Source organism: Variovorax sp. TLI9-5A, from assembly GCF_056867935.1.
This window is the reverse complement of sequence record NZ_CP200310.1, coordinates 5,229,046-5,238,010: the sequence shown is the minus strand read 5'-3', so window position 1 is coordinate 5,238,010 and position 8,965 is coordinate 5,229,046. Positions and strand designations below refer to the sequence as shown.

Here is an 8,965-nt window from a genome sequence, read left to right as displayed (position 1 = left end):
CATGATCGGAATCACCGCCTACGGCGGCTACATCCCCCGGCTGCGCCTGTCGCGCCAGGCCGCGGCCCAGGCCAATGCCTGGTACGCGCCACAATTCGCCGGCCGCAAGGGCACGCGCGCCTTTGCCAACTGGGACGAGGACAGCATCACGCTGGCCGTGGCCGCCGCGCGCGATGCGCTGGGCCCCGCCACGCAGCGCGACCGCGGCCGCGTGCGCGCGCTGCTGCTGGCGTCGGACACGCTGCCCTTCGCCGAGCGGCTCAATGCCGGCGTGGTGGCGGGCGCGTTGGCGCTGGGTGAGAACATCGAGGCCCTGGACTTGGGCGGTACGCAGCGCGCCGCGCTCTCGGCCTTCACCCAGGCCGTGGCCCGGGTGCGCGCGGGCGGCGGCGACACGCTGGTGCTGGCCGCCGACAACCGCCGCACCCGCGCCGCCAGCGCGCAGGAGCTGGACTACGGCGACGCCGCCGCCGCGGTGCTCGTGGGCACCGAGGACGTGCTGGCCGAGTACCTGGGCGCCGGCACCGTCACGGCCGACTTCGTGGACCACTTCCGCGCCAGCGGCGAGGAAGTGGACTACCACTGGGAAGAGCGCTGGGTGCGCGACGAAGGCATCGCCAAGCTGGTGCCCGCGGCCGTAAAAGCCGCGCTGGCGCAGGCCGGCGTGGCCGCGGCCGAGGTGGACCACTTCCTCTTTCCCACCACCTTCGCCAAGATGGACCAGCAGCTCGCCAAGGCCTGCGGCATCCGTGCCGAGGCAGTGGCCGACAACCTGGCCGACAGCGTTGGCGACAGCGGTGTGCCGCACGGCCTGCTGCTGCTGGCCCGCGTGCTGGAGCAGGCCACGCCCGGCCAGTGCATCGTGCTGGCGCAGTTCGGCAGCGGCGCGCAGGCGCTGGTCTTCCGCGTGACCGAGGCCATCCGCCGCTTCGCGCCGACCCGCGGCGTCTCGCGCTGGCTGGCGCGCGGCGTGGAAGAGCGGCACTACACGCGCTTTCTCTCGTTCAAGGGCCAACTGCAACTGGAGCGCGGCATGCGCGGCGAGGCCGATCGCAAGACGGCCCTGTCCACCGCCTGGCGCCACCATCAGGCATTGCAGGCCCTGGTGGCGGGCCGCTGCGAGATGACGGGCAGCGTGCACTTTCCCCCTCGCGCCTGAGCTACGACGCCACGCCGCGGCAGGACACGCAGAAGCCCCATCCGCTGGCGGACCGGCCCGCGCGCATCCTGAGCTGGTCGGCCGAGTACCTGTCGTGGCATCCGGCGCCGCCCCACCACTACGGCCAGATCGACTTCGAAGGCGGCGGCCGCATCCTGATGGACTTCACCGACCTGGAGGTGGGCGAGGTCGATGCCGGCACTGCGATGGAGATGGTGTTCCGCGTCAAGGACATCGACGAGCGCCGCGGCTTCACGCGGTATTTCTGGAAGGCCACGCCGGTGCGTGGCGAGACAAGTAACTGAGGAGCACGGCACCATGGCACAAGGCATCAAGGACAAGGTCGCCATTCTCGGCATGGGCTGCAGCAAGTTCGGCGAGCGCTGGGACGCCAGCCCGGAGGACCTCATGCTGGAGGCCTACAACGAGGCCATGGCCGACGCCGGCATCGCGCCCGAGCAGCTGGGCGCGGGTTGGTTCTCGACCCACATGGACGATGTGGGCACCGGCCGCGGCGGCACGCCCATGGGCATCGCGCTGCGCCTGCCCAACATCGGCGTCACCCGCGTGGAGAACTTCTGCGCCGGCGGCTCCGAGGCGGTGCGCGCGGCAGTGTATGCCGTGGCGGCCGGGGCCTGCGACATCGCTCTGGCCCTGGGCGTCGAGAAGCTCAAGGACACGGGCTACGGCGGCCTGCCCATGGCCACCGTCGGCACCTATATCCCGCAGTGGTATCCCAACGCGGTGGCGCCGGCCAACTTCGCGCAGCTGGCCAGCGCCTACCGCGCCAAGCATGGCGTGGATGCCGCGCTGCTCAAGCGCGCCATCTCGCATGTGTCGGTCAAGAGCCATGCCAACGGCGCCAAGAACCCCAAGGCCCACCTGCAGAAGCCGATCACCGAGGAGCAGTGCCTCAAGGCGCCGACCATCGCGGCGCCGCTGGGGCTGTTCGACTGCTGCGGCGTTTCGGACGGTGCCGCGGCCGTGATCGTGACCACGCCGGAGATGGCGCGCAGCCTGGGCAAGACGGACCTCGTCACCTTCAAGGCCCTGCAGATCGCCACCTCCAACGGCTGGGAGCTGCAGTCCAGCGAGTGGGACGGCAGCTATGTGCACACGGCCCGCATCGCGGCCCGCCGCGCCTATTCTGAGGCGGGCATCGCCGATCCGCGCACCGGCATCAGCATGACGGAGGTGCACGACTGCTTCTCCATCACCGAACTGGTGACCATGGAGGACCTGGGCCTGTCGGACGAAGGCCGCGCGGTCTACGACGTGCTCGACGGCGCCTTCGATGCCGACGGCCGCGTGCCTTGCCAGATCGATGGCGGGCTCAAGTGCTTCGGCCATCCGGTGGGCGCCAGCGGCATCCGCATGCTCTACGAGATCTACCTCCAGTTGCAGGGCCGGGCCGGACCGCGCCAGCTGCCCGATCCCAAGACCGGGCTGATCCACAACCTGGGTGGGCAGCCTTCGCAGAACGTCTGCGCGGTGTCCATCGTGGGGCTGGAAGGAGTATGAGCGCCCGCCCGACCGTCCCGAAGGGGGCTCGCACCGCAGGCGAAGCCGGAGGTTCGCAGTGACCGTGGAAGCCAACGCGAGCACGTCGGTCGTCCTGCTCGACCATCCAGCGCCGCACGTAGCGCGGCTGCGCATCAACCGGCCCGACAAGCGCAACGCCATCGACCATGCCGTGCGCCAGGGCTTCATCGACCACCTCACGGTGCTGCTGGCCGATGCGCAGGTGCGTTCGCTGGTGCTGGGCGGCGTGGAGGGCGTGTTCTCCGCCGGCGGCGACATCCCCAGCATGGTGGGCCTCTCGGAAGCGCAGGCGCGCGAGCGCATGCAGCACATCCACGACCTGTGCCGCCTGGTCGCCCATGCGCGCATCCCGGTGGTGAGCGCCATGGAAGGCGTGACGGCCGGCGCGGCCGTCGGCCTGGCACTGCTGGGCGACCGCATCGTCATCGGCCGCGAGGCGCGGGTGCTCTTTCCCTTCCTCAAGCTGGGCTTGGCGCCCGACTGGGGCCAACTGCTGACGCTGCCGCGCCGCGTAGGTCTTCCCGTGGCCCGCCGCCTGCTCAGCGACGGCCAGGCTGTGGACGGCGAAGAGGCCGTGCGCCTGGGCCTGGCGGATGCGGTGCACGACGACGCCGAGGTCATGGCCCAGGCCGTGGCTCTGGCCGCGGCGCTGGCCCGTCTGCCCGGCGAGGCCTTCGCCCGCATGAAGCAGCGGCTGCACCATCCCTGCGCCACCCTCGACGATGAACTGCAGCGCGAAGAGGCCGACCAGGCCGTCTGCCTGACCGGCGTGGACTTCCGCGAGGGCTACGACGCCTTCATGACCAAACGCAGCGCCGACTTCATCGGCCGCCCGGGAGCCGCCCGATGAGCACCGATGCCAACGCCGTGGATGCCGGCGCCGAGCTGGTCCTGCACAGTCGCGAAGGCTCCGTGGGCCTGCTCGTGCTCAACCGGCCCGGCAAGCGCAATGCGCTGGACCTGGCCATGCGCGCCGCGATCGCCGAGGCCATGCGCGCCCTGGAGGCCGATGCCGAGGTGCGCGCCATCGTCATCACCGGCGGCGAGCAGGTGTTTGCTGCCGGCGCCGACCTCAATCTGCTGGTGGACAAGGGCGCGCAGGACGTCGCCGGGCTGGACCTGGGCCAGTACTGGGCGCCCGTGGCGCAGTCGCGCAAGCCGGTGATCGCGGCCGTCAGCGGCTTCGCGCTGGGCGCGGGCTGCGAGCTGGCGCTGATGTGCGACTTCATCGTGGCCGATTCCACGGCCCGGCTGGGCCAGCCCGAGCTGGCGGTGGGCATCATGCCCGGCGCGGGCGGCACGCAGCGGCTGATGCGAAGCGTGGGCAAGCAGGTCGCCAGCCTGATGCTGCTGACAGCCGAGCCTTTGAGCGGCGAGCGCGCCTTCCAGCTGGGCCTGGTGGCCGAGCTGGCCCCCGAGGGCCAGGCGCTGGCGCGGGCGATGGAACTCGCGCGCAAGGCCTCGCGCCTGCCGCCCAAGGCGGTGGAGGCCACCCGGCGCGTGCTGCGCCAGGGCGCCGACCTGCCGCTGGAGGCCGCACTGGCGCTGGAGAACCGCGAGTTCCTGCTGCTCTTCGACACCCAGGACAAGACCGAGGGCATGCGCGCCTTCCTCGACAAGCGCAAGCCGCAGTTCAACGGCCGCTGAAAGCGGCGGACATCACCCCACGGCGTTCATCTCTCCAATGGCCACTCCGTCAACTCCCACCACCCTCGGCGTCGTCGGCGCCGGCACCATGGGCCGCGGCATCGTGCAGCTCTTCCTGCAGGCCGGCCACACCGTGCGTTGCCACGACGCCCAGCCGGGCGCGGCCGCCAAGGCGGTCGAATACGTCGACAGCATGCTCGCCCGTGCCGTCGAGAAGGGCCGCATGACGACGGCCGACCACCAGGCCGCGCGCGGCCGGCTGCATGCCTGCAACGCCCTCGACGAACTCGCCGACTGCACGCTGGTCATCGAGGCCATCGTCGAGGACCTGGAGGCCAAGCGCAGCCTGTTCCGCCAGCTGGAGGCGCAGGTGGCCGACGACGCCATCCTGGCCAGCAACACCTCCTCGCTGACCGTGGCCGAGATCGCCGCCGCCTGTGCCCGGCCCGAGCGCGTGGCGGGCCTGCATTTCTTCAACCCGGTGCCGCTGATGAAGGTGGCCGAGGTCATCGCCGCGGTGCGCACGGCACCGGCGGTGGTGCAGCGGCTGTGCGCGCTCACCGAAGCGGCCGGCCACCGTGCGGTGGTCACGGCCGACCAGCCGGGCTTCCTCATCAACCATGCCGGCCGCGGCCTCTACACCGAGGGCCTGCGCATCGTGGAAGAGCAGGTCGCCAGCCCTGCCGACGTGGATGACGTGCTGCGCGAGGCGCTGGGCTTTCGCATGGGGCCCTTCGAGCTGCTGGACCTCACCGGCCTGGACGTGTCGGCGCGGGTCATGGCCTCGATCTACGAGCAGTTCCAGCAGGAGCCGCGCTTTCGTCCGTCGTCGCTGGTGCCGCCGCGCGTGGCGGCCGGGCTGTTCGGACGCAAGAGCGGGGAGGGCTGGTACCGCTACGAAGGTGGGCAGCAGCAGCGGCCCGCGGCGCCCCCCGTGCCCGCTTTGCCTGCCGGGCTGGCAGTGTGGGTGGACCCGCAGGCGAGCGGTGCCGAAGGACTGCGCGCACTGGCCGCGGCCGCGGGCGCGCGCGTGCTGGCGCAGGCGGCCGACGCCGACCTGCTGCTCCTGCAGCCCTGGGGCGAGGACGCCACCTCCGCCGCACTGCGCCTGGGCCTGGATTCCGAGCGCTGCGTGGCCGTGGACCCGCTGCCGCCGCTGGCCCTGCGCCGCACGCTGATGCTCACGGCCGTCACCGCGCCGGCGATGCGCGATGCCGCCCATGCACTGCTGGCGGCGGACGGCACGGCCGTCACGCTGATCAACGACAGCCCCGGCTTCATCGCCCAGCGGGTGATGGCGACCATCGTCAATATCGCGGCCAACATCGCGCAGCGCGGCATCGCCAGCGTGGCCGACCTGGAGGACGCGGTGCGCCTGGGCCTGGGCTATCCGCGCGGTCCGCTGGGCTGGGGCGACGACCTGGGCGCGGCCCGGCTGCTGCAGGTGCTGCAGGCGCAGCTGGCGGCCACGGGCGATCCGCGCTACCGCCCCAGCGCCTGGCTGCAGCGCCGTGTCGCGCTGGGTCTGCCCCTGCCCACGCCCGAGGCGCATCGCTGACCGATCCGCGAAGCGGCACCCGCCTATTCCCAACGAATATCCAGAGGAGACGAGACCATGACCCAACCCCAATTCGACGCCATCGTCATCGGCGCAGGCGCCGGCGGCATGAGCGCCGCGGCCCATCTGGTGGCGGCCGGCCGCAAGGTGCTGATCGTGGAGTCGCAGGACCGCCTGGGCGGCCGCGCCTCCAGCGAAGAGATCGACGGCTTCATCGTCAACCGCGGTGCCATCGCCATCGAGCGCGGCAGCGGCTTCGAGCAGACCTTCGAACTCCTGGGCGTGCCGCTGGACGTGCGCGAGCCTCAGCCGGCGACCGTCTTTCGCATCGACGGCAAGATCATCGACCCGAGCAAGGGCGGCGGCTGGAACCTGATCATCGGCGGGCTGACCAAGGCCGCCGCCAAGATCGGCGCCACCTTCGGCGACGTCCGAAAGGGCAACACCGAGTTGCCCGAAGAGGCGATGAGCACCGAGGAATGGCTGCGCAAGTTCACCAAGAACCAGACGGTGCACCGGCTGTTCCGCAACCTGTGCGCGGCCATCTGGGCCGCCAACGCCGACGAACTGCCGGCCCGTGCCTTCCTCACCTACTTTTCCTTCAAGGGCGCCTTCAAGCGCTTCGGCTTCTGCCCGCGCGGCACGATCGGCCTGTGGAACGACCTGGGCGACGCCATCCGTGCGCGGGGCGGCGAGATCTGGCTCGACACACCGGTCACGCGCATCCATGTCGAGGGCGGCCGCGCCACCGGCGTGGACGTGCTGCGCAATGGCCAGGCCCAGCGCATCGACGCCCGGGTCGTCATCAGCAACATCGGCCCCGCAGCCACGGTGCCGCTGGCCGGCGAAGATGCGTTGGGCGCGGACTACGTGGCCAAGGTGCGCCGCGTGCTGCGTCCGGCCGCCAACATCGTCGTCAACTTCGCCACCCGCGAGCGGTTGATCGACCAGCCCGGCCTGGTCACCTTTGCCAACACCGAGCGGCTGTGCAACATGGGCGAGTTGACGGCCATGTGCCCCGAGATGGCGCCGCCGGGCTGGCACCTGTACGTGGCCTACGTGGTGCCCAAGCCGGCGCTGGGCGACTTCGACGAGAAGGCCGAGACCGAACTGGGCCTGCAGGACCTGCACAATGAATTCCCGGGCTTCAAGGACGCCAGGATGCTGTCGATCCGCGTGATGCGCGGCGAGTGGCCGGCCCAGCGTTCATGCGCCGGCTACGACTTGCCGCAGGAGACGCCGGTGCCCAATCTGTGGAACGTGGGCGATGCCGTGAAGGACTACGGCGGCGGCGGCACCCAGGCCTGCGTCGAAACCGGCCGCGAGGCCGCGCACAAGGCGCTTGCGGTGCTGGGCGTGGGCGTGTCCGCATGACCGGCGCGCAGCCCCCGCACCCGCACGCGGCGCAAGCCCGCGCCATGCTCGCCCGCCTGCGCGAGGTCTTCGACCAGTCCGTCCGCAGCGTCGCCGAGCAGTGCCTGGAATCCGGCCGCCTGAGCGCCGCCCGCGTCGACGCCCACCAGATTGCTGCCTTCGATATGGCCTGGGCCGGGGCTGAACTCCTGGCCGCCGAAACCGCCATCGCCTCGCTCCACGCGCAGGCCGATCCGCTGGAAGCCCAACTGGCGCTGGTTTTCACGACCGATGCCATCGTCGCCCTGCTGGACCGGCTGGACGTGATCGCCGCCGAGACCGGCATGGACGCGACGGCCGTCGACACCCTGCGCAGCCTGCCCGCCTGGCGCGCCCTGCGCGCGGCCACCGGCAGCGCCCCCGCCCTGCGCACAGCTGGCCGTGGCGTGATCGAGGCCCAGGGCCTGGTCGGCGAGATCACCCTCGACGAGCCGCATGCCCTGGCACAGGACGCCTTCCGCCGCTTCGCCGCCGAGGTAGTGGCGCCGCAGGCCGAGGCCATCCACCGCCATGACCTCACGGTGCCCGAATCGCTGCTGCAGCCGATGCGCGATATGGGCGTCTTCGGCCTGGCCATTCCCGAGTCGCACGGCGGCAGCGCGCCGGATGACCGCGAGGACACGCTGCTCATGGTGGTGGTGACCGAAGCGCTGTCCGAAGGCTCGCTGGCCGCGGCCGGCAGCCTGATCACCCGGCCCGAGATCCTGACCCGCGCGCTCGTGGCCGGCGGCACCGAGGCGCAGAAGGCGCACTGGCTGCCGCGGCTGGCGGCGGGCGACCCGCTGTGCGCCATCGCCATGACCGAGCCCGACTGCGGCTCGGACCTGGCGGCCTGCCAGCTCAAGGGCACGCGCACCGATGGCGGCTGGCTGCTGAGCGGTGCCAAGACCTGGTGCACCTTCGCCGGCAAGGCCGGCGTGCTGATGGTCGTCACGCGCACCGACCCCGACCGCAGCCTGGGGCACAAGGGCCTGTCGGTGCTGCTGGCCGAAAAGCCGGCCTTCGATGGCCACAGCTTCGAGGTGCGTCAGCCGGGCGGCGGCAAGCTCAGCGGCCGGGCGATCCCGACCATCGGCTACCGCGGCATGCATTCCTTCGATCTCGCCTTCGAGGACTACTTCGTGCCCGACGCCAACGTGGTGGGCGGGGAGGCGGGCCTGGGCAAGGGCTTCTACTACACGCTGTCGGGCATGGTCGGTGGCCGCATGCAGACCTCGGCCCGCGCCTGCGGCGTGATGCGCGCCGCCCTGCGCGCGGCCGTGCGCTATACGCAGGACCGCAAGGTTTTCGGTGCCCCGCTGGCCGACCTGGCCCTCACGCAGGCCAAGCTGGCGCGGATGGCCGCGCGGCTAGCCGCCTGCCGGCGCCTGGCCTACGCGGTCGCCCGCATCGTGGACACGGGCGAAGGCCGCATGGAGGCCAGCCTGGTCAAGCTGCTGGCCTGCCGCTCGGCCGAGCTGGTCACGCGTGAGGCGCTGCAACTGCACGGCGGCATGGGCTATGCCGAGGAGACGCCGGTCAGCCGCTACTTCGTCGACGCCCGCGTGCTATCGATCTTCGAGGGCGCCGAAGAGACCCTGGCGCTCAAGGTGGTGGCGCGCAGCCTGATGGAGCGCGCGCTGGGCCTCGGATCATCCGGGGGCTGA

The 8,965-nt window shown here is 71.7% G+C and carries 8 protein-coding genes; all 8 read left to right on the top strand.

Going from position 1 to position 8,965, the window contains the following annotated elements; translation table 11 throughout:
• Nucleotide 1: 1 nt before the first annotated feature.
• The 8 genes from AC1VNX_RS24880 (at nt 2) to AC1VNX_RS24845 (ending at nt 8,965) form a co-directional block, all read left to right on the top strand.
• Nucleotides 2–1,159: a hydroxymethylglutaryl-CoA synthase family protein gene (locus AC1VNX_RS24880; RefSeq protein WP_483160305.1), complete on the top strand. Its 1,158-nt coding sequence runs from the start codon at nt 2–4 to the stop codon at nt 1,157–1,159.
• A gap of 158 nt (nt 1,160–1,317) precedes the next feature.
• Nucleotides 1,318–1,464, top strand: a complete 147-nt coding sequence (locus AC1VNX_RS24875) for a hypothetical protein (protein WP_483160304.1) — start codon at nt 1,318–1,320, stop codon at nt 1,462–1,464.
• Nucleotides 1,465–1,477: 13 nt separating this feature from the next.
• The gene (locus tag AC1VNX_RS24870) at nt 1,478–2,680 is read left to right on the top strand and encodes an acetyl-CoA acetyltransferase (protein WP_483160303.1); all 1,203 of its coding nucleotides are present in this window, start codon (nt 1,478–1,480) and stop codon (nt 2,678–2,680) included.
• 58 nt (nt 2,681–2,738) lie between these two features.
• Nucleotides 2,739–3,551: an enoyl-CoA hydratase/isomerase family protein gene (locus tag AC1VNX_RS24865; protein ID WP_483160302.1), complete on the top strand. Its 813-nt coding sequence runs from the start codon at nt 2,739–2,741 to the stop codon at nt 3,549–3,551.
• Complete coding sequence (locus AC1VNX_RS24860) at nt 3,548–4,348, top strand: enoyl-CoA hydratase-related protein (protein ID WP_483160301.1); 801 nt, start codon at nt 3,548–3,550, stop codon at nt 4,346–4,348. The genes AC1VNX_RS24865 and AC1VNX_RS24860 overlap by 4 nt, the downstream gene beginning before the upstream one ends.
• A gap of 37 nt (nt 4,349–4,385) precedes the next feature.
• Nucleotides 4,386–5,906, top strand: coding sequence for a 3-hydroxyacyl-CoA dehydrogenase (locus AC1VNX_RS24855; protein ID WP_483160300.1), 1,521 nt, complete (start codon nt 4,386–4,388; stop codon nt 5,904–5,906).
• A gap of 57 nt (nt 5,907–5,963) precedes the next feature.
• Complete coding sequence (locus AC1VNX_RS24850) at nt 5,964–7,280, top strand: phytoene desaturase family protein (protein ID WP_483160299.1); 1,317 nt, start codon at nt 5,964–5,966, stop codon at nt 7,278–7,280.
• Nucleotides 7,277–8,965, top strand: coding sequence for an acyl-CoA dehydrogenase family protein (locus tag AC1VNX_RS24845; protein WP_483160298.1), 1,689 nt, complete (start codon nt 7,277–7,279; stop codon nt 8,963–8,965). Before AC1VNX_RS24850 ends, AC1VNX_RS24845 begins: the two co-directional genes overlap by 4 nt.